This is a genomic window from Sphingobium fuliginis (assembly GCF_004152845.1).
GTDB lineage: Bacteria > Pseudomonadota > Alphaproteobacteria > Sphingomonadales > Sphingomonadaceae > Sphingobium > Sphingobium fuliginis.
Genome location: NZ_SEON01000001.1, coordinates 941,145 through 962,892 on the forward strand (window position 1 = coordinate 941,145; position 21,748 = coordinate 962,892).

Below are 21,748 nucleotides of genomic sequence, written 5' to 3' on the forward strand. Positions count from 1 at the left end.
CCAACCATAAACAGAGGTTTTCGCACCCGATGCGCCTTCGGTCCTTCGCCTTCGCTTCCACCTTCGCCCTTGCCCTCGCCACCCCCGGAACCGCACCCGCCGGAACCGCACCCGCCGAAACCGCGCCGGCCATCAGTGCGGAGGGCATTCGGGCCGACATCGGCTTCCTGGCCGACGACCTGCTGGAGGGGCGCGACGCGGGCACGCGCAGCTATGACATCGCCGCCCGCTATGTCGCCGCGCGGTTCGAGACACTGGGTCTGCGGCAGGCGGTTGCCGACAGCTGGTATCAGCCCGTGACGCTTGCCGTGGCGCGGCTCGACAAGGGGGCCGCCCCGTCGATGGACATCGGCGGCAGGCGCTTCGCCAATGGCGACGATGTCGCGGTCGGCGCCTTCGGCCGGGAGCCGCGGCAAAGCATCGAGGCGCAGGCGGTGTTCGTCGGCTATGGCCTGAAATCCGGGCGCGAGAAGATCGACGACTATGCCGGTCTCGACCTGCGCGGCAAGTTCGCGGTGGCGCTGTCCGGCTCGCCCGTCGGCATGCCGAGCGAGATCGGCGCGCACCTGGCCGCCGAAAAGGCGCTGGCGGCGCAGCAGGCCGGGGCCATCGGCCTCATCACCATTCCCACCACCGGCTATCTGCGCCGCACCCCCTGGGAGAAGCTGCGCGACCGGGCGCAGCATCCGACGGTGAGCTGGCTGGAAAAAGACGGCCAGCCCTATGTCCGCACTCCCGGGATCCGCGGCACCGGCACAGTGACCGGCGCCGCCGCCGACGCGCTGCTCGCCGGATCGGGCAGGAGCCTGGCCGCGATCCGCGCCGAGGCGGAGAAGAAGGGCGTCCGCCCCAAGGGCTTCGCGCTGAAGCCCGGCATCCGCATCGACCGCACCAGCACCGTCGAGACCGCGCCCAGCCGCAATGTGCTGGCGGTGCTGCCCGGTTCCGACCCGGCGCTGGCCCGGGAATATGTGCTGCTGATGGCGCATCTCGACCATCTGGGGGTCAAGGAAGACGGCAAGGGGCCGGACAGGGTCTATAATGGCGCGATGGACAATGCGTCGGGCGTGGCGACCCTGCTGGCGGTGGCCAAGGCCTTTGCGGAGAGCGGGGAGCGGCCGAAACGCTCCATCCTGTTCGCGGCGGTGACGGCGGAGGAAGACGGGCTGCTGGGGTCGCAATATCTGGCGCGGAACCCCGTCCTGCCGGCGGGGGGCAAGCTGGTCGGCGTGGTCAATCTCGACATGCCGATCCTGACCTATGATTTTCAGGACGTGATCGCCTTCGGCGCCGATCATTCGACCCTGGGGCCGATTGTCGAGAAAGCGGCGAAGGCCGAGGGCGTTTCGCTCTCGCCCGATCCCCTGCCGGCCGAAGGGCTGTTCACCCGGTCCGACCATTATCGCTTCGTGCAGGAGGGGGTGCCGGCGGTGTTTCTGATGACCGGTTTCGCCGGGCCGGGGAAAGAGGCGTTCGAACATTTCCTCAAGACCGACTATCACCAGCTTTCCGACCAGATGAGCCTGCCCTTCAACTGGGGCGCGGCGGCCAAGTTCGCCAAGGTGAACTATGCCATCGCGCGGGAGATCGCGGACGAGCCGCAGGCGCCGCTCTGGTACAAGGGGGATTTCTTCGGGGACGCCTTTGCCCCGGATGCGCCAAAAGCGGTGAAGCGATAGGGAACATGTGTTCCCCGCCCGAGGTTTAACGCAGCGTGCTCCCGCGACCCGAAGGTCGGCCTGAGCCAATGCAGGAGTCCAGTTCTGACGGTGGGACCGGCTTCCCGCCTTCATAAGGAACACGGTGCGCCAGGACGTAAGGATATTTGCGTAGAGCCTCTTGTGTTGCTTTTATGCAACATTACATCGTGACGAGCTTCACGAAGGGGAACATGATGAACCTCGAAAAATTCACTGACCGCGCCAAGGGCTTCCTCCAGTCGGCGCAGACCGTCGCGATCCGGATGAGCCATCAGCGCATCGGCCCGGAGCATCTGCTGAAGGCGTTGCTGGAGGACCAGCAGGGCATGGCCTCCGGCCTGATCAAGGCAGCGGGCGGCGACGCCGGCGTGGCGCTGCGCGAAACCGACGCAGCGCTAGCCAAGGTGCCTGCCGTATCCGGCAGCGGCGCGCAGCAGACCCCCGGCCTGGACAATGATGCCGTGCGCGTGCTGGACAGTGCCGAACAGATCGCGACCAAGGCGGGGGACAGCTTCGTCACCGTCGAGCGGCTGTTGCTGGCCCTCACCCTCGCCACCACCACGGCGGCCGGCAAGGCTTTGGCGGCGGCTGGTGTGAAGGCGGAGGCGCTGAATGCCGCGATCAACAATCTGCGCGGGGGGCGCACCGCCGACACGGCGGGCGCGGAGGATCGCTACGATGCGCTCAAGAAATTCGCCCGTGACCTGACCGAAGCGGCGCGCGAGGGCAAGCTGGACCCCGTGATCGGCCGTGACGAGGAAATCCGGCGGACGATCCAGATCCTGGCCCGCCGCACCAAGAACAATCCCGTCCTCATCGGTGATCCCGGCGTCGGCAAGACCGCCATTGCCGAGGGGCTGGCGCTGCGCATCGCCAATGGCGACGTGCCCGATACGCTGAAGGACCGCACGCTGATGGCGCTCGACATGGGGAGCCTGATCGCGGGCGCCAAATATCGCGGCGAGTTCGAGGAGCGGCTGAAAGGCGTTCTGGACGAGGTGAAGGGCGCGGAAGGCCAGATCGTCCTCTTCATCGACGAGATGCACACGCTGATCGGTGCGGGCAAGTCCGAGGGCGCGATGGATGCGGGCAATTTGTTGAAGCCTGCCCTGGCGCGCGGCGAACTGCACTGCATCGGCGCGACCACGCTCGACGAATATCGCAAATATGTCGAGAAGGACCCCGCGTTGCAACGGCGGTTCCAGCCTGTCTTCGTGGGCGAGCCGACGGTGGAGGACACCATCTCCATCCTGCGGGGCCTGAAGGAGAAATACGAACTCCACCATGGCGTGCGGATCACCGACGGCGCGATCGTGTCGGCGGCGACTCTCTCCAACCGCTACATCACCGACCGTTTCCTGCCGGACAAGGCCATCGACCTGATGGACGAGGCGGCTTCGCGGTTGCGCATGGAGGTGGAGAGCAAGCCGGAGGAGATCGAGACGCTCGACCGGCGGATCATCCAACTCAAGATCGAGCGGGAGGCGCTGAAGAAGGAGACCGACAAGGCGTCGCAGGATCGCTTGGCGGCGCTGGAAGAAGACCTCGCCAATCTGGAGCAGCAGTCGGCCGAACTCACCCAGCGCTGGCAGGCGGAGAAGGACAAGATCGCGGGCGAAAGCAAGCTCAAGGAGCAGTTGGACGCTGCCCGCGTCGAACTGGACCAGGCGCAGCGCGCGGGCGACCTCGCCAAGGCGGGCGAGCTGGCCTATGGCCGCATTCCGGAGTTGGAGCGCAAGCTGGCCGAGGCCCAGAACGTCACGCAGGGCGCGATGCTGCGCGAGGAAGTGACGAGCGAGGACATCGCTTCGGTCGTCAGCCGCTGGACCGGCATCCCCGTCGACAGGATGATGGAGGGCGAGCGCGAGAAGCTGCTCGCCATGGAAGAGGAACTGGGCAAGCGCGTCATCGGCCAGGCCGATGCGGTCAAGGCCGTGTCGACCGCGGTGCGCCGTTCGCGGGCGGGTTTGCAGGACCCGAACCGGCCGCTGGGATCATTCCTGTTCCTGGGGCCCACGGGCGTGGGCAAGACCGAGCTGACCAAGGCGCTCGCCGGATTCCTGTTCGACGACGACAGCGCGATGGTGCGCATCGACATGAGCGAGTTCATGGAGAAGCACTCGGTCGCCCGGCTGATCGGCGCGCCGCCGGGTTATGTCGGCTATGAGGAAGGCGGCGTGCTGACCGAAGCCGTGCGTCGCCGGCCCTATCAGGTCGTGCTGTTCGACGAGGTGGAGAAGGCGCATGGCGATGTGTTCAACGTGCTGCTCCAGGTGCTGGATGACGGCCGCCTGACCGATGGGCAAGGCCGGACGGTGGACTTCACCAATACGATCATCGTACTGACGTCGAACCTTGGCAGCCAGTTCATCGCCAGCCTGGCCGATGACGAGCCGGTCGAAAAGGTCGAGGATCAGGTGATGGACATCGTCCGCGCGCATTTCCGGCCGGAATTCCTGAACCGGCTGGACGAGGTGATCCTGTTCCACCGCCTGGGCGCCGCCCATATGGCGCCGATCGTGGACATCCAGGTGGCGCGGATCGGCAAGCTGCTGAAGGACCGGAAGGTGAAGCTCGACCTGACCGACGGCGCACGGGCATGGCTGGGCCGGGTGGGTTATGATCCGGTCTATGGCGCAAGGCCGCTGAAGCGCGCGGTGCAGCGCTATTTGCAGGACCCGCTGGCCGACCTGATCCTGCGCGGCGAAGTGCCGGATGGCGCGACGGTGAGGGTGGATGAAGGGGATGGGGCGTTGAGGTTGAGTGTGGGCTGATGCGGGAGCCAAAGAGGGGCGTTTCCCGGACGGGAAAATCGTTATAGTCCGTCCATATGGAACGCCCTTCATTCCCCATGTTCAAATTGAATCCGGACTTGGACGAAGCGATTTTGCGAGAGCATTTTGCATGCGAGGGCCGCGTGCAGATCGCCGATTTCCTTGAAGCCCCTCAGGCTCTGGCGTTGCGCGCCAGTCTGAGCGAACGCTCCGATTGGCGCCATGTCATCAACGGCGAAAGCCAGGTCTTCGAAATCGCTGCCGATCGGTTCGATGCTTTGCCGGACGAGACGCGCAAGACCTTGGAACAGGCCATGTTCGCCAAGGCCAGTCATGGTTTTCAGTTCCAGTTCGACACCATCCGCGTGCCGGATGAAAAATCGAAGAGGCAAGCGACCAGCGAGCATCTCGCGGCTTTTGCAACCTTCATGAGTTCTCAGGAGGTCCTGGAATTCATCGCGGCGATCACAGGAGAAAAGGGGATCGGCTTTGCCGATGCGCAGGCCACCCGCTATCGGCCGGGAGACTTCCTGACGCGGCATGATGATGCCGTCGCCGGCAAGAATAGGCGGCTGGCCTATATATTGGGTTTGACGCCGGGATGGCGACCGGATTGGGGCGGGCTATTGCTGTTCCATGGCGCGGGCGAGAATGTCACCGACATATTCGTTCCTCACTTCAACAGACTGAGCCTATTCGCCATCGGGCAACCGCACAGTGTGAGCCATGTGGCGCCCTTTGCCGGCGCCGAACGCCTTTCGGTGACAGGCTGGCTTCGGACAGGCCAGCAACCCGATTGATCCCGCATTCAGTTACCCAAAGCTTCGTTCGCCCATTGCAAGGCTGCCTCCATCCGGTCCCCGATGGCTGTTGCGGCCCGGCCGTCCGCATCCCTTTCGTCCTGCACTGAATAAGCTTGATCCGGCGCCTTGGCGTTCCGTCCGGACCAATGCGCAACGGTATCCGCCAGCATCGGCTGCGGCACCGCCAGCGTTTGCATCGCCTGACGAGCAAGATGCCGTGGGTCCGTCCGCAAACCCTCCCCATAGAGAAGGCGCATCTCCTTTTGACCAGACTGCTTCATCGCTTTTTCAAAGGCGCGCTGCTGGATCGCATGCAGCACCAGCGTTAGCGCGAGCAAGCGATCCAGATCGTCGCCTTTGCGAGCCAGAGCGCCCGACACCTGACTGGCGTCGCGCGTGCCCCTGCTGGACAGATGGACTGCCGCCCGAGCCGCAAAGGCCAGCCGATCGCTGCCGCCCCGGCACACCGCCTGAAGAAAGGCCAGGCGCGTCATGGTGAGGAAAATCGCTTTCAGCGGACCGACGGACATTATCGAGGGCAACAGATTATTGGCCCAGTTGGATGGCTTCACCACCATGATCTCGCCAGGGGACCAGGGGCGATGGAGCAGCAAACAGATATGCTGCACCAACCGGTCGCTCATTTCCGCATTGCTTTCCCTTCGGTCGAGCGCGGCGCGATAATTCGCCAGATCGGCAAATATGTTCGGCTCCCGCAGCACCCGCACATGACCAGGCGCCTCGATCAGCCGCGACAATAAAGTCGAGCCGCAAAAACCGATATGGAAGAGAAAACGGCAGGTGGGGCGGGATGGCAAAGGCTGTCGCAGCAGATCGGCAATAGGCAGGGCAAGGTAGGAGCCGACGCCGATGTCCGTACGCCCGTCAATGAAGGAGGCGGCGGCGATCCTATCGGGATCACAGCGCAGGAACAGTATCTCGCCACGATCCGGATCGATCCTGTGCGGGAGCCAGGTGGGATCGTAAAGAACCGATTCGCGGTGAGTCATTCCCCCGTCATAGCGGCAATAAACCGGGCCGGGACCGCCTTAATGATCGGCCCCGGCCCTTCAGCATCAGAACTTGATCGACGCGCCGGCGAAGAACTGCCGCCCAATCACATCATAGGTATTGGGGAAGGTGCTGCCGCCGTTGGCTGACGCGCCGACCGTGTCGCCCACGATCGGAGGCTTCTTGTCGAACAAGTTCAGCACGCCCAGGCGGAACGTCACTCCATCTTCGACATTGACGCTGAGCGTCTCATCGAAATAGGAGTATCCGCCGATCTTGGACCTCAGGATGTCGGTCGCGGCATCTTGCTTGACCGAACCCAGATAGCGCCAGCGGCTGTTCAACGTGAAGCCCTTGAAGCCGAGGTTCAGGTCCAGAACATGCTTCCATTCCGGCAGCGGCTCCATGTCGCATGCACCGCCGAAAGTACCCGCGCATTCATAAACGGGGGAAGTCGGATCGCTCTGCTTCTTGAACGAAAAGACGTAGGTGCCAGCGAAGTTGATGCTGTAATTGAAGCCTTCCGACGAACCGCCGCGATAGCTGGCGGTGATGTCCAGCCCCTCCGTCTTGATGCCGGCGACGTTGCCCAGCTGCGATGGCACGCCAATGGTCGTGTCGCCGCTGAGTCCGCCTGTTACCGGGTTGCGCACGATGCCGGCACAAGCGGCGCTGTTGGGGTCCTTATCGATATTATAGCATTGGTTCATCGTCACGAAGACGGGCGTGTCATCGACCGCATCCTTTATCTTGATGCGGTAATAATCGAGCGAGAAAGTGAAATTCCGCAGAGACGGCGGGTTTACCACCAGGCCGAGCGTGACCGTATCGGCCTTTTCCTCATGCAGATTCTGATTTCCGCCAGTGAAGATGTTGACCTGACCCGAAATCGGCTGCGCAATCGCGCCCACGGTCGGAGCCCCCTGCGCGATACAGATGGCAGCGATGTCGGCAGGCACATTGCTGCCCGCACAAGGATCGACCTGAAGACTGCCGGTGGCTGCCACGACGGGAGAGTATAGTTCATAGAGATTAGGGGCGCGAACGGCGCGCTGATAGATGCCGCGCAAACGCACGCCATTGATCGGCGCATAGTCGCCGCCGAACTTGTAGGTATGAACCGACCCGACGGTCGAGTAATCGGAATAACGGTACCCGCCCTCCACATTCAGCGCGTAGATGCCCGGCCGTTCCTGAACCAGCGGCATTTTCAGTTCCGCATAAAGTTCCTTGACGTCATATTTGCCGGAAATGTTCTGACCCTGACCATAATAGATGAGATCGCCCGACGCATAGAGCGGATCGACCTTGGTCGTGCCCTTTTCCCGGCGATATTCCGCACCGATCGAGAAAGCCGCCGGGCCGTCGGCCCAGGGGCTCTTCAGAAAACCGATGTCACCCGCCAGGCTGCCGCCCGCGATGAACTGGGTTGTCTTGGTATTTTCCGTCGCGTTACGCAGAACGAAGGCGAGCTGCTGCTGTGTCACCGGCGTCGTGGTGAAGATGTTGAGCGGCACGCAGCCATTGGACGGATCGAAGCATTGCGGGCCGTTGGGCCCCTGGACCACGTCCAGCGCTTGCTGCAGAGCCGTATAGGACAGGTCGTTACGCAGCACGGTGTCGCGCTTCGATTGCCCGTATTGCGCGAAGAGATCATAGTTCAGCCCATCGCCGATCTGCCCCCGCAGACCACCCACAAACTGAAAATTGTTCGTGGTGTAGGTGCTCAAACGGCCGCCGGTTTCGACCATGCGGCGGCGGATGCCGATGTTGGACGTTCCCGCACGCGCCGTGGGATCTTCAGCGACATCCGATCCATCGTTGATCTGCAGGAAGGGATTGGCCACCTGGTCGAAGAAGGCGGCGCGCATCGCATCCGACAGGAAGGGGTTGCTGGGATCGAGATTGAAGCCGAAACCTGCGGTCGCCGTCGGCGCCAGGTTCGTCTCGACCTTCACATGACTGTAGCTGAAACGGCCATAAGCCTCTACGCCGTCGGTCACTTCATACCGGCCGAGCGCCATCACATTATAGCGTTCGAAGGGCAACTGGGCATAGTTGACGGGATTGAAGTTGTAGAGCTCGACATCGCTGGACAGCGAGCCATCAGGTTGGACCTGTTGCAGCCCCCCAACGGTGCCGTCCTCGTCCCCGGGAATGTCGAACAGCGTTGGGACGCCATTGCTGGAGCCGCCGGAGCTGACCAGGTCACTCGAATCCAGCGCGGTTGCGTTCCGGCGGCGAGCGCCGAAATAGACGCCGTTACGCTTTGAATAGCCGCCCGACACGACCAGATTGCCCCGATCACCCAATTTGATGCCGCCAGTCAGGCTGATATTATAGAGCGCGCCGTCGCCCCGGCTGGAAATCTGGCTGCTGCCATCGGCTGCGAGCCCTTCGAACCGATCGTCCAGAACGAAGTTGACCACGCCCGCCACGGCATCCGAGCCATAAACGGCGGATGCGCCACCGGTCAGCACATCGATCCGCTTGATCAGTGCCGTGGGGATGCTGTTGACGTCGACAGCGCCCGACGTATCGTAGAAAGGCGCACGCTTGCCATCGATCAGCACCAGCGTGCGGTTTTCCCCCAGGCCGCGAAGGTCGACCGTGGCCGAACCATCGCCCGGGTTGTTGGAAGATCCGCCGAAGCCCGCCATGAATTGGGGGTTGGACGACAGGATCTGTTCGACCGTCACGGTATTGACCTGTTTGATCTGCTCAGCGGAGAGCACAGCCACAGGACTGCTCGCTTCGAGATCCGGCCGCTGGATGCGCGATCCGGTGACAATGATCGTATCTTCTGCTTCGGGAGCCGCCGCCTGGGGTTCGCTCTGAGAGAAGGCAGGCCCTGCGACCAGTGCCATGGACAGGATCATCGGTGCCGCGCCGGAACGCAACATGCTCTTCTTAATATGGATCAAAGCTCTACCCCTTGCTTCGAGTGTCTCTGCCTCTCTCCGCCCTGTCTGGCCACTTGCGTGGCGTCGAAACGGCGCGGACGAACAAAGCCTGCTCAGCCATTTAACAAAAGTAAAGCTACGGAACTAATCTGCGATAATTTTGCTCGCCGCCATGTCGCTGAAATGCAACAGCCGCGAGCCCGTCCTGGGGGGACTGTAAAGGAGGAGAAGAAGCCGCTAGGCTCAGGAGGGCTTTGTCCATTGGAAGATGCTGTTGATCCCGATCAACACAGCCGTGGATATAAGGTGAATGGTGAATATCCCAGTCACGCAGCTTTTTCGTGCCGCGTTTAGTTCGGACGCCAATTCCCCGACAATGAGCGTGTACCTGCTCGGTCCTTTTCCGCATTCGCATTCTGTTCGATCGCTTCCCACTCCGCTCGCGTATGGCAAGTGCGCTTGGGCATGAACGACCCTGTTACCGTTTCCCGGCGGCAGATTTTCTTTTCCGCGACGCTCTCCGCTGACATCGCCTGACCGGACGGTGCATCGGCTGCGAAAGTCGGCGGAGCCAGCACAGACCCGCAGATCAGAATGATGGGAAACAGCTTCATCGAAAATTCCTCCTTTACGAAAAAGGCGGCCTCGATAAGAGACCGCCTCTTCTGTTTGCATTTCGTCCGATCAGAACTTGAAGCGCGCGCCGGCCCGGAAAATCCGGCCATACACGCCTTCGCCCGCCTGAACCGAGTTGTACAGGAACGCACCATAGGTGACCGGGTCGATGTCCGGCAGGTTGTCGAACAGATTGATGACGTTCACATAGAAGTTCACCTTATCCGTGACCTTGAAGTTCGTGTTCAGGTCGAAGGTGATGTACTTGGACACATGACAGTCGCCGTAGCCAGGCGACAGACCGCAATCCTTATACTCATTCCCCTGATCCATCGCCGACAGGTCATAGCCCGACGTGTAGTTGACGGTGCCAGTCAAAGCCAGCTTGCCGAAGTCCAGCGTATTCGACCAATAGCCATGCCACTTGAACGTGCCCGAACCAGCCGTCAGGTTGAAGTTACCCAGGGTACCGACATATTTTTCGGTCGTGCCGTCGGGGAAGGTCGTGCTGAGATTGATCAGCATGGAAGCTTCCAGATTGCTCGACCACTTCACACCGCCAAAATCGTGAGTGAAGTTCGCGCCGAAGTCGATACCTTCCGACTTGATGGTGTCGGAGTTGATCAGCGTCGATTCAACGAAGGCGATACGCGGAGTCGCCGTCGGATTGTTAACGTCGGGCGCGTCGGCGATGACATTGAAGCCGGCCGGGATCGGCTGGCCGGCGTAATAAGCTGCGATAGCAGGCGCCGTCGACGGCGAGGTGATCGCCCCAGTCTTCTTGATGTTGTAATAGTCAACGGTGAATGACAGGTTGCGGATCGGCTCGAACACCGCGCCGGCCGTGAAGCTGCGCGACTTCTCTGGGTTGAGATTGGGCGAAGCCAGCGTCGTCTGGCCGATAGAGTAGTTGGTCAGATAGGTCGGGCAGGATGCCGGTGTAGTGGCACAAGCCGCACCATATTGAGCGCGGAAAGCCGCCGGGATGTTGGCGGCAACCTGCGACACATAACCGGTGGTCGGCAAAGCATTGGCTTCACCGAAGGACGGGATACGGAAGCCCTTCGAATAGGTGCCGCGCAGCAGCAACTGACGAACCGGCTTCACCTTGATGCCAAATTTGGGCGAGAAGGCGCTTTGACCCGAGCTATAGTGGTCATAACGACCCGACGCTTCCAGTTCGACTTGGTCGATGACAGGAGCGACGATTTCACCGAAGGCCGACGAAACGGTGCGGCTACCCTTGGTACCAAATGCGTTGAGAGTGAAATAACGCATGGTGGGACCATTGATGTCCGAGTTGGCGCTGGGAGCGTCGACGGCTTCATGATAGATCGATCCGCCGATCGCGACCTGCAGCGGACCGCCCGGCAAATCTGCGATCGCCTTCGACATGGTGAACTGGCCCTGGTACAGGTCCGACGAGGCATTCGAGATGTTCGTTGGCGTCAGATAATCCTGAACGTCTTGGCTGTTCGCGGCCGGATTGACGAAGTTATATGACCCGTCCTTGATCACATCCAGCAGGTGCTGGATATAGACATAGCCATCCATCTTGCGGCGCAGATCGGTGTGCATCGCCGTAAAATCGACCTTGTAGTCGACATCGTCGAATATCGTGCCCTGAATGCCAGCAGCAGCGCGATAGACGCGGCTGCGGGTTTCGTTGGACGTGATCGTCGTGGGAAGGCCGCCGATGATCAGCGCATTCTGGCCGGCCGTAGCAAACGGATTGTTTGGATTCAGCGTGCCGTTGGTCGCGGTGCACGGGCCAACGGTAGAACGAGCGCAGACATAGACGGGCAGCGACAGCACGAACGAGCCAGGCGCGCGCACGGCGGCATTGCTCGACGTCGAGAACTGCGGATAAAAAATGCCGGTCGGCGCATTTCCGCGGATCGTCGGCGGACCACCGGTATAGCTGACGGTGGACTGCTGGAAATTGACAGACAGATATGCTTCCGACGTATCGCCAACGCGAGCTGTGATGCGTGCGGAACCGCCGAAACGCTGAATTTCGGGAGCGACGACACCATATTTGTTCACGCCGTCCTCGTTGCAGACGAGGTTTGGAATATTGGCGTTGTTGCTGGGTGCGCGGTCTGCAGCCGTCGGGGTATAGGGCGTACCGTTGAGGCAACGGCCGGCCAGCAACTGATAGCGGCTGCCCGCAATTGCGGTGTTGGTGAGAGCGTCTGCTGGGCGAACATACAGGTTGCCCAGATTGTAATTACCATCGCCCTGCGCTGTCAGCGTGCCATTATTTTCCAGAACGCCGTTCGCGTCCAGACCATAGGCCTGGCCGTTATGGCCGCCGATGCCGCGCTGATCGGAAGAATTAAAGGGTGCATCAAGCTGACGATTATAAACCGCTTCCGAATGATAGTAGAAGCCGCTGATATAAGCGTTGAAACCATTGTCATCCAGATCGCCGGTGCCGGCCATCAGCGACAGGCGTTGACTGCCCCCAGCGCCATTTTCGGCAACACCTGCCTCGACCCGACCGGCAATGCCCTTGAATTCACGCTTGGTGATAATGTTAACCACGCCGGCAATGGCATCCGCGCCGTAGCTGGAGGAAGCGCCGTCCTTCAGGACTTCGACATTTTCAACGATATCGTCCTGAATGGTGTTGAGGTCGACGAAATTACGCGAACCGTCGTCCGCCAGCGGGTAATAAGCAGCGCGCAGGCCGTCGAACAGCACGAGCGTCGAGTTGGTTGATAGACCACGCAGCGAGACAGCGGATGCACCGCCAGCGAAAGCGCCGTTGGCTGTGAAGCCGTTGGTAAGGGCGGGGCCGTTATTGGAAGCCAGTTTCTGAATGCCGTCCTGCACGGTGTTGATGCCACGGCGGTCCAGTTCCTCAGTTGTGACCCGGGTCACTGGCGAGGGTGTTTCGGCGTCAGTGCGGCGAATAATGGAACCGGTAACGACGATCGTGTCACTAGACGGTTCGTCCGAGGAAGCTTGCGACGCTTGCGCGAATGCGGGTGCGGAGAAAGTCGTAAGGCCGGCGCTGACAAGAGTCAGCACCTGGAGAGCCGCGCCACCGCGCAGCCCAATCTTGGTTATGGTCTTCACTATCCAGTCCCTTGCTCTGGAGGTTCGCGGATTGCCCCGCGCGCTTTTTTGACGCGTGAAGAGAGCGAAAGGAGCCCGACAGCAAGCCCTCTTCACACGCACTGCGGGGCACTCTGCTCAGTCGTTTTATGAGTGTAAAGCAGGGCAGAAGCCCGGGCATCGCATTTGACCGAAACTGTAGCAAATATGCCACAAATCGAGAAAATCAGTATTGAACACCTGTTTAACAACAATGTTACAGGTCTGAGTTCCTAGAAGGAATTTTTACATTTCGACATATCATCACGAAGAATAAAATTATAGTTCCGTGAAATAATAGATCAGTTCTGCGGCATGGGTCCGGTGAGCAGAATCGGATCGATCCGGGCTTCATTCCACTTCATCCCCCAATGAAGATGCGGACCCGTGGCCCGTCCGGTGGCCCCGATTGCGCCTATGCGCTGCCCCTGAATCACATGCTGCCCGGGAATCACGTCGATCCGCGAAAGGTGAAGGAAGGCGCTGTTCAATCCATGACCATGGTCGATCATCAGCAGATTGCCCTCCAGCGTGAACGGGCGATCCGCGGCCAGGATCACCACCCCGTCGGCCGGGGCCACCACCGGCTCGCCCGTCGCGCCCGCTATATCCACGCCGCCATGATAGGCGCCCGGCTGCCCCTGATAGATGCGCTGCGCGCCGAACAAGCCGGAGACGCGGCCGATGCGCGGCCAGATGAACCGCTGGCGCCAACCCTGCGCGTCAGTCACGGTTTCGCGCGCGGCGGCGATCCGTTCAAGCTCCGGCTTGCGCAGGGCGAGGAAGGCTTCCGTGCTTTTCGTCGGACGCAGCGGCGCATCGACCCGCTCGATCCGCCAGTCGCGCGGCGCGACGGTGAGGGCGCGGTCGAGAAGCGTTCCATCGGCAAGACGTCCGGTAAGCCGGGCCTGCGACGCCGCATCGCGGTCGAAGGCGATCAGGAAACGGCCATCGGCATCGACCGGCACCAATTGCCCGTTGAAGCGCAGTTCGACCGTCCCCTTGGGCGCGGTGCCCAGCAAGGCGCCGCCCTGGACGGGCGTATCGGCCAGCACCAGTTCCACGGCAGGCGGCGCTGCCGGGGAGGTGGCCGCCACACCGGCCATCGCCAGCGCAGCGGCGGCGATCCAGCCCTTCATCTAAACCCCGGCACCTTACAGACCCCGCGCCTTCAGTTCGGCCTGGGCGGAGATTTCGGCGCTGGCATAGGGTTCCTGCCGGGCGATGCTCCAGTAGCGCAGATCCTCCAGCGGAATTTTGCGCCCGCTGACGGCGCAGATCACATGATCGCCCGCCTGCAGCACGCGGAAGCTGTAGGCCATATAGTGCAGCCGGGCCGGGCGGTCGCGGTTGGACATCAGCATGGGATCACTCGGCCTTTCCTGTGCAACGGCGTCATTGGGAAAACAGGTCCTGCTGGCCCGTCTCCTGGCCCTCGCGCGCTTTGCGCGGGGTGCGTGACGGAGTCGATATAGCCTCGGCGGCGGGCTTCTCAAGGGGCGTGCCGCCATCGATGCTCGCACCCACCGCGCCGTCGCGGAAATGCAGGCTGACCGCGCCCGCCGCCCGCGCCTCCGCCACGGATTTCACCAGCCGGTCGCCCGCCATCACCCGCGCGAAGCCGCGTTGCAGCGGCAGGTCGGGATTGACCGACGTGAAGAGACGCGAGACGCGATCGAAAGCGGTCGCCCGGTCCTTGTAAACGCGCTCCAGATAATCCGGGCGCAGCCGCAACCGGCCGACGCGCTCGGCGGCGCGGTTGACATATTGGCGCAGCAGGGCGGGCCGCAACGCGCCGCCCGCCTGCCCCAGATGCGCCCGCGCATCGGCAACGCGATGCCGCAATCCGCTGACCAGACCATCGGACAGTTGGTCCAGCCGCTGGCGCTGGGGTGCGAGCAGCATATCGGGCGTCGGCATCAGCCGCGCCTGCATCTCCAGCCGCTCGCGCGCCTGCGCCGCTCCTCGCCGCACGGCCCGGTCCATGCGCAAGCCCTGCTCCGTCAGCATCGCCAGCAGCTCCGCCCGCACCGGCACCGCCATTTCCGCCGCCGCCGTGGGCGTCGGCGCGCGCATGTCGGCGGCATAGTCGCAGAGCGTCGTATCCGTTTCATGCCCCACGGCGGAGATGATCGGGATCGAACATTCCGCCACGGCGCGGACGACGATCTCCTCGTTGAAGCTCCACAAATCCTCGATCGAGCCGCCGCCACGCGCCACGATCACCAGATCGGGCCGGGGCACAGGGCCGCCCGGCTGCATCTCGCTGAACCCGCGCACCGCCCGCGCCACCTGCTCAGCGGCGCCCTGTCCCTGCACCAGCACCGGCCAGAGCAGCACCTGCGTCGGGCAGCGGTCCTCCAGACGGTGGAGAATGTCCCGGATCACCGCCCCGGTGGGCGACGTCACGACACCGATGACGCGCGGCATGAAGGGCAAACGCCGCTTGCGCTCCCGGTCGAACAGCCCCTCCGCCGCCAGCTTCTGCTTCAATTTCTCCAGCAGCGCCATCAGCGCGCCTTCGCCCGCCAGCTCCATCCGCTCGATCACGATCTGATATTTGGAGCGCCCCGGATAGGTGGTGAGCTTGCCGGTGGCGATCACCTCCACCCCGTCCTGCGGCGCGAAGGGCAGGCGCGCCGCCCCGCCCTTCCACATCACGCCGTCGATCACGGCATTGTCGTCCTTCAGGCACAGATAGATGTGCCCCGACCCGGCCCGCTTGAAGCCGGAAATCTCTCCGCGCAGGCGGACATGGCCGAAACGGTCCTCGACCGTGCGCTTCAGCAGGGCCGACAATTCGCTCACCGACAGCGGCGGCGCGTTGTCCCCTGAGCGTTCCTCGGCTAACAGGCGCCCCGAGACATCGAAACCAGCTTCATATTCCGGGGACATGGGCGAAATGAACATCCTTCTGTTGGGCGGCGGCGGCCGCGAACATGCTCTGGCCTGGAAGCTGGCGCAATCGCCCGCTCTCAGCACCCTTTATGCCGCGCCGGGCAACCCCGGCATAGCCCAGCATGCGACATTGGTCGACCTTGATGCCACGGATCATCGCGCCGTCGTGGATTTCTGCCTGCGCCACAGCATCGGCCTGGTGGTGATCGGCCCGGAAGCACCGCTGGTCGACGGGCTGGCCGACAATCTGCGGGTCAAGGGCTATCCGGTCTTCGGTCCGGGCAAGAAGGCGGCGCAGCTTGAGGGGTCCAAGGGGTTCACCAAGGACCTGTGCAAGCGCGCGGGCATCCCGACCGCCGCCTATGAGCGCGTCACCAGCAAGGACGGCGCCATCGCCGCGCTGGACGATTTCGCGCTGCCGGTCGTGATCAAGGCGGACGGTCTGGCGGCGGGCAAGGGCGTGATCATCGCGGAAACGCGGGAAGAGGCGCTGGAGGCGCTCGATTCCATGTTCTCCGGCGCGTTCGGCGCGGCGGGCGAGGAAGTGGTGCTGGAAGAATTCATGACCGGCGAGGAAGCGAGCTTCTTCGCCCTGACCGACGGCAGCGCCATCCTGCCCTTCGGATCGGCGCAGGATCACAAGCGCGTGGGCGACGGCGACACCGGCCCCAATACCGGCGGCATGGGCGCCTACAGCCCGGCCCGCGTGCTGACCCCGGAACTGGAAGCGGAAGTGATCGAGAAGATCGTCCGCCCCACCGTCGACACGCTCGCCGCCGAAGGGACGCCTTATAGCGGCGTGCTCTATGCCGGGCTGATGCTGACCGCCGAAGGGCCGAAGCTGATCGAATATAATGCCCGCTTCGGTGATCCTGAATGCCAGGTGCTGATGATGCGCTTCGACGGCGATCTGGTGGCGCTGCTGCTCGCGGTGGCGGAGGGCAGGCTGGCCGAACAGGGTCCGGTGCAACTGGCGGACCGCGCCGCGCTCACCATCGTCATGGCCGCGAACGGCTATCCCGGCACCCCGGAAAAGGGCGGCGCGATCACCGGAATCGACGCGGCGGAAGCCACGGGAGCGCGGGTTTTCCATGCGGGCACGGCGGACAGGGACGGCACGATCGTCGCCCATGGCGGCCGCGTGCTGAACGTCACCGCGACCGGCGGCACGGTGAAGGCGGCGCAGCAGGCGGCCTATAAGGCAGTCGACGCCATCGGCTTCCCGACCGGCTTCTGCCGCCGCGATATTGGGTGGCGGGAGGTCGCGCGGGAGGAAAGCGCGCGCTGATCCCCTTGCGGCGTGCCCTCAACCATCCTTAAATAGGCCAAATTCGGACAGGGAGGGACGAGCGATGCAAGAATTTTTCATGGACTATGGCCTGTGGCTGCTGATCGCGCTGTTGGTCATCATCGGCATCGTCTTCCTGCTGTCCGGGCGCAACCGGCCGAGCGAACCTTCCGTCCCGGTGGAGGCCAAGAAGCCCACCACCCCCGTTTCCGCGCCGCCTGCTTCCGCCCCGCCCCTTTCCAAGCCGGCGGAGCCGGTCGTACCCGAACCCGTCGCCGCTGCCCCGGCTCCGGTCGACGCTGCGGCGCCCATCGCGGTCCCGGCGTCGCCGGCGGTCACCACAGCGTCCGGCGATGCCGACGACCTGCTGAGGTTGAAGGGTGTCGGCCCCAAGCTCAACACGCTGCTGATCGAACTGGGCGTAACGCGCTATGCCCAGATCGCCGGCTGGAGCGATGCCGACATTGCCGCAATCGATGCGAAGCTGGGCAATTTCAAGGGCCGCCCGGTGCGCGACCAGTGGATCGACCAGGCGAAATATCTCGCCGCCGGAGACGTTGCCGGTTTCGAAGCCAAATATGGCAAGATCTGAACGGTCAGGCCGGTAGGGGCGCTTTGGCCAGGGGCGGGACCGTCCCGCTCCCTTGCGGCAGGCTGCCGAACAGCAGCGGCAACAGCGTGCCGCGCGCCGTCAGGCGACATGCCAGCGCAAGCAGCAGGAGCGACAGCGCCAGCGTCGCTGCCGGGCCCACATCCGTCATGACGAGCACGCCCATGACCAGCGGGTGCCACAGGTAGAAGAACAGGCTGTCGCGCCCGATCGCATTGACCGGCGCGAAATCCAGCCGCAGGGCGGACAGCATCGGCAGCAGCGCGATCAGGCCAAGGCACATCAAAAGCCGCGCAGGCACGAAGGCCAGGACATTGTCGGCATCATAGAGGCCGGACCACCAGAGAAGGCCCAGCAGCGCGACCGCCCCGGCGATCGGCAGATAGCGTCGCGAAACCCGCCGCTCCGCCATCAGCATGCCGAAGAAGAAATAGACCAGATAGCGCAGGAAGCGGCTGTCGGGCGAAAACAGACTGTCCCCCACCGGTCCATGATGGAGGCCGAAGCCATACATGATCGCCAGGCTGACCGGCGTGCCGACCGCCAGCAGCGCCAGCGGGGTGAAGGGCAGCAGCCGCGTCAGCATGATCAGGAAGAACAACGTCGGCACATACCAGAGGTGAAAGGGCGGCCGGAACAACAGGTCGAACGGCAGGGTCCAGCGGAGCGCCGCGCCGCTCGCGATCAGGTACACCATGCCGGCAAAAAGCCAGGGCAGCAGCATCCGCCGGCCATAGCGGGACATCAGGCGCTGGATACTGTCGGTGCGGATGCGGGTGACGTTGAGCAGATAGCCGGAGATGCCGACCATCAACGGCATGCGAAAACCCGACCCGACCCACAGCGCCAGATCGTGGCCGCCGGTCAGTTCCATCACGTGCCCACCCATGACGAGCAGGATCAGCACGCCTTTCAGCAGGTCGATCGACGGATTCTTGCCCACAAAAATTGCCCCGGTGCAGGAATCGGAACGATATCGTTACATTCTTGCCGGATCGTTAAGGCGCAGTAGGGAATTTCGGCTTTGCGCCGTAGAAAAAGACGCTACTTATATCCTTCGATGAAGACGCCGCTGCTGCAACGCCTCGACGCCTCGCCTTTCGCCAAATGGGGGCTGGCGGCCCTCATCTTCTGCCTGATCGTCGGTAGCTGGCTGGCGGTAGGCCGATACCGCGCGGCGCATGTGGCGCTGCCGGACGACGCGCCCGGGCCAAGCGCCTGTTCGCTCTGGTTCGTAGGCAGTTCTTCCATGCGCCGCTGGACCAGCCTCAACCACGACATGGCGCCGTGGAAAGCGCATAACCGCGGTATCGATGATGCCACCTTTGCCGAGATCCTGCCGCGCTTCGCCAATGCGGCGCAGGACAGCAAACCCGTGGCGATCATCCTCTATGCCGGGGAGAACGACATCGCCAACGGCATTGAGGTTCGCACCGTCCTCCGCAACCTTGGGCGATTTCTGGACCTGCGCAACCGGATGATGGGTGACGTGCCGGTCGTGATATTGTCGATGAAGCCCAGTCCGGCGCGGCGGTCGATCTTCAAGAGCCAGATGCTGTTCAACGCGGCGACGCAAGGGCTGATCGAGCGCATGCCGCTGACCTATTATGCCGACATCACGACGCCGCTGCTGAAGGATGGAAAGCTGGGCGACAATTATCGGGCGGACGGCGTCCATATGAATCCGGCCGGATATGGCATCTGGGCGGGGGTGGTGCGCCAGCGACTGAACGACGTCCTGCCGGCCGAGACTGTCCGTCGCTGCGTGGCTTGATATGTGGAAGGGTGGCTGCCTCTCTGTTTTCGCCGAGCCGCCCATGCCAATGGCGGCGATTGGCCACCATCATGGTATCTCAAGCCCGGCGACGCTTCACCCGCGTCCCAATATTTCCCGTGCGCGCGGCGCCAGCCGCTCCGCTGCGGCGGCATGGATTCCTGGCGCGGCGCACAGCAAGCCGAAGGCGGTCGGCTGCGGCCGGTTGAAGGAAAAGGGATTGCTGAGCGCATCGGTGACGATCGCCCCCGCCTCCTCCGCGATCAGCGCGGCGGCGGCGACGTCCCATTCATTGCCCCAGCGCACCGTGGCGACCAGATCGGCCTCGTCCGCCGCCACCATCGCCATGCGCAGCGCGATGCTGTTGGGCTTGTCGACGGTGACGAGATCGCGGTCATGGCGGGGCAACTGATCCGCCGGCACTCGTGAACCCGGCAGGACGGCCCGCGATCCGGCCTGCAAGGTCCGGCCGTTGCGGGTCGCCCCCGCGCCTGCCTGCGCTATCCACAGTTCGTTGCGCGCAGGCGCCGCCAATATGCCGAAGCGCACCGCGCCATGCTCCACCAGCGCCACCGATACCGCCCAGCCGGGCCGCCCGCGCAGATAATCCCGCGTCCCGTCGATCGGATCGACAACCCAGACCCGCGGCAGGTTCAGCCGGTGAACGGTGTCCGCCGTCTCCTCCGACAGCCAGCCGGCCGACGGATCGATGGCGTAGAGCCGCTCGCGCAGCATCGCGTCCAGTTCCAGATCGGCCTCGCACACCGGATGGCCGGGCACCTTCTCCCACTGGCGCACGCGCGTTTCCCCGCCCGCCCAGAGCGTCAGGGCCCGGTCAGCCGCGTCCGATACGACCGCCACCACCTCGCGCAAGGAGATGTCAGCCGCCGGCAACGGTCATCCCGTCGATACGGAGGGTCGGCACGTTCATGCCATAGCGGAAGGCGAGGTCGTTGGCCGGCACCAGCGCCCGGAACATGTCCTTCAAATTGCTGGCGATGGTGATTTCCGACACGGCCTGACCCACGGCGCCATTTTCGATCAGGAAACCCGCAGCACCCCGGCTGTAATCCCCGGTCACGCCGTTGACGCCCATGCCGATCAGTTCGGTGACATAGAGGCCGCGCTTCACGTCCGCCATCAGTTCGCCCGGCGACAGCGTGCCCGGCTCCATATGGACATTGGTGACGCCCGCACCCGGCGCGCCGCTGCCGCCCCGGCTGGCATGGCCGGTCGGCTCCAGCCCCAATTGCCGCGCCGAAGCGCTGTCCATCAGCCAGCCGGTCAGCACGCCCCTGTCGATCAATGCGCGGCGTTCGACCGGAAGCCCCTCGCCGTCGAAGGGTCGCGAACGCAGGCCGCGCAACCGCAGCGGATCGTCGATGATCGTGATGGCCGCATCGAACAGCGCCTCGCCCAGCGATTCCAGCAGGAAGCTCGACCGCCGCGCAATGGCGGGGCCTACCATGCCGCCGATCAGATGCCCGACCAGGCTGGAGCCGATGCGCGGGTCGAAGATCACCGGCATCACGCCGCTGCCCACCTTCACCGGATTGAGCCGCGCCACCGCCCGATGCCCGGCGCGGGTGCCGACCGTTTCGGCATCGTCCAGATCCTCGATATGGCGGACGCTGTGGCTGGCATGGTCGCGCTGCATGTCGGCGCCGGTCCCGGCCAGCACGCTCGCCCAGGTCGAATGGCTCGTCCCCGCATAGGCCCCGGCAAAGCCATGGCTGGTCGCCAACGCCATCTGGCTCCGCCCGGTCGCCGCGCCGCCGCCCTCGCTGTTGGTGACGCCTGGCACGGCCCGCGCCGCCTCCTCGGCTATCATGGCGCGCTCCCTGAGCTGCGCCGGTTCCGGCTCGAACGGATCGGTCAGGTCCAGCGCGGGCAGCTTCTTCCTGAGCAGCCGGTCTTCGGGCGCAAGGCCCGCATAGGGGTCTTCCGGCGCCTGCCCCGCCATGGCGATGCAGCGGTCGACCAAGGTCGCCAAGGTCGCCGGATTCATGTCCGACGCCGAAATGCTGGCGGACCGGCGGCCGATGAACACGCGCAGGCCGATTTCCTCGCCTTCCGACCGCTCCACATCCTCCAGCGCGCCCAGCCGCACGGATACATTGGTCGAGGCGTTGCAGGCATAGATGGCGTCGGCCGCATCCGCCCCCGCCCGGCGCGCCGCCGTCACCAGATCCTGCGCGCGGGACTGGGCTTCTTCTAGGCTGAGCATGGACTGTGTCGATTCCTGAAAGGGGATATGCAGGGCGAAGGGG

At 63.7% G+C, this 21,748-nt stretch carries 16 protein-coding genes; 6 read left to right on the forward strand and 10 right to left on the reverse strand.

The annotated features are described in order from the left end of the window. The first annotated feature begins 29 nt into the window (after positions 1-29). The 3 genes from EWH10_RS04780 to EWH10_RS04790 all read left to right on the forward strand — a co-directional run bounded on the left by EWH10_RS04780 (position 30) and on the right by EWH10_RS04790 (position 5,274). On the forward strand, positions 30-1,679 hold the full coding sequence (locus EWH10_RS04780) for a M28 family metallopeptidase (RefSeq protein WP_044660428.1): 1,650 nt from the start codon (positions 30-32) through the stop codon (positions 1,677-1,679). A 215-nt stretch (positions 1,680-1,894) separates the two neighbouring features. After that, positions 1,895-4,474, forward strand: coding sequence for an ATP-dependent chaperone ClpB (gene clpB / locus EWH10_RS04785; RefSeq protein ID WP_044662829.1), 2,580 nt, complete (start codon positions 1,895-1,897; stop codon positions 4,472-4,474). Positions 4,475-4,551: 77 nt separating this feature from the next. After that, positions 4,552-5,274, forward strand: coding sequence for a 2OG-Fe(II) oxygenase (locus EWH10_RS04790; protein ID WP_044660429.1), 723 nt, complete (start codon positions 4,552-4,554; stop codon positions 5,272-5,274). Between the two features lie 8 nt (positions 5,275-5,282). Here the strand turns inward: EWH10_RS04790 and EWH10_RS21870 are convergent, their stop codons facing one another. From EWH10_RS21870 to xseA, 7 genes are all read right to left on the reverse strand, one after another. Continuing rightward, positions 5,283-5,921, reverse strand: a complete 639-nt coding sequence (locus EWH10_RS21870; RefSeq protein WP_130029829.1) for a hypothetical protein — start codon at positions 5,919-5,921, stop codon at positions 5,283-5,285. A gap of 432 nt (positions 5,922-6,353) precedes the next feature. Then, positions 6,354-9,212, reverse strand: a complete 2,859-nt coding sequence (locus EWH10_RS04800; RefSeq protein ID WP_025549425.1) for a TonB-dependent receptor plug domain-containing protein — start codon at positions 9,210-9,212, stop codon at positions 6,354-6,356. 329 nt (positions 9,213-9,541) lie between these two features. After that, complete coding sequence (locus tag EWH10_RS04805) at positions 9,542-9,805, reverse strand: hypothetical protein (RefSeq protein WP_052628080.1); 264 nt, start codon at positions 9,803-9,805, stop codon at positions 9,542-9,544. A gap of 70 nt (positions 9,806-9,875) precedes the next feature. Continuing rightward, the gene (locus EWH10_RS04810; RefSeq protein WP_052628081.1) at positions 9,876-12,890 is read right to left on the reverse strand and encodes a TonB-dependent receptor domain-containing protein; all 3,015 of its coding nucleotides are present in this window, start codon (positions 12,888-12,890) and stop codon (positions 9,876-9,878) included. A gap of 320 nt (positions 12,891-13,210) precedes the next feature. Continuing rightward, positions 13,211-14,047: a M23 family metallopeptidase gene (locus EWH10_RS04815; RefSeq protein WP_044660431.1), complete on the reverse strand. Its 837-nt coding sequence runs from the start codon at positions 14,045-14,047 to the stop codon at positions 13,211-13,213. Positions 14,048-14,062: 15 nt separating this feature from the next. Further along, positions 14,063-14,272: a DUF2093 domain-containing protein gene (locus EWH10_RS04820; protein WP_044660432.1), complete on the reverse strand. Its 210-nt coding sequence runs from the start codon at positions 14,270-14,272 to the stop codon at positions 14,063-14,065. Positions 14,273-14,303: 31 nt separating this feature from the next. Continuing rightward, positions 14,304-15,803 (reverse strand): exodeoxyribonuclease VII large subunit, encoded by a 1,500-nt coding sequence (gene xseA, locus EWH10_RS04825; protein ID WP_025549422.1) that lies wholly within the window; start codon positions 15,801-15,803, stop codon positions 14,304-14,306. 7 nt (positions 15,804-15,810) lie between these two features. On the opposite strand from xseA, the gene purD reads away from it, so the two are divergent. Continuing rightward, the gene (gene purD, locus EWH10_RS04830) at positions 15,811-17,094 is read left to right on the forward strand and encodes a phosphoribosylamine--glycine ligase (RefSeq protein WP_044660433.1); all 1,284 of its coding nucleotides are present in this window, start codon (positions 15,811-15,813) and stop codon (positions 17,092-17,094) included. 64 nt (positions 17,095-17,158) lie between these two features. Further along, positions 17,159-17,686: a hypothetical protein gene (locus EWH10_RS04835; RefSeq protein ID WP_044660434.1), complete on the forward strand. Its 528-nt coding sequence runs from the start codon at positions 17,159-17,161 to the stop codon at positions 17,684-17,686. Between the two features lie 4 nt (positions 17,687-17,690). Here EWH10_RS04835 and EWH10_RS04840 read toward each other — a convergent pair whose 3' ends face one another. Then, positions 17,691-18,647 (reverse strand): acyltransferase family protein, encoded by a 957-nt coding sequence (locus EWH10_RS04840; protein ID WP_044660435.1) that lies wholly within the window; start codon positions 18,645-18,647, stop codon positions 17,691-17,693. Between the two features lie 117 nt (positions 18,648-18,764). On the opposite strand from EWH10_RS04840, the gene EWH10_RS04845 reads away from it, so the two are divergent. Then, positions 18,765-19,478: a GDSL-type esterase/lipase family protein gene (locus tag EWH10_RS04845; RefSeq protein ID WP_044660436.1), complete on the forward strand. Its 714-nt coding sequence runs from the start codon at positions 18,765-18,767 to the stop codon at positions 19,476-19,478. A 96-nt stretch (positions 19,479-19,574) separates the two neighbouring features. Here the strand turns inward: EWH10_RS04845 and EWH10_RS04850 are convergent, their stop codons facing one another. Beyond that, a complete protein-coding gene (locus tag EWH10_RS04850; protein ID WP_025549418.1) occupies positions 19,575-20,372 on the reverse strand; it encodes an inositol monophosphatase family protein in 798 nt (265 codons plus the stop codon). Then, positions 20,359-21,705 (reverse strand): TldD/PmbA family protein, encoded by a 1,347-nt coding sequence (locus EWH10_RS04855; RefSeq protein ID WP_044660437.1) that lies wholly within the window; start codon positions 21,703-21,705, stop codon positions 20,359-20,361. The genes EWH10_RS04850 and EWH10_RS04855 overlap by 14 nt, the downstream gene beginning before the upstream one ends. Positions 21,706-21,748 lie beyond the last annotated feature (43 nt).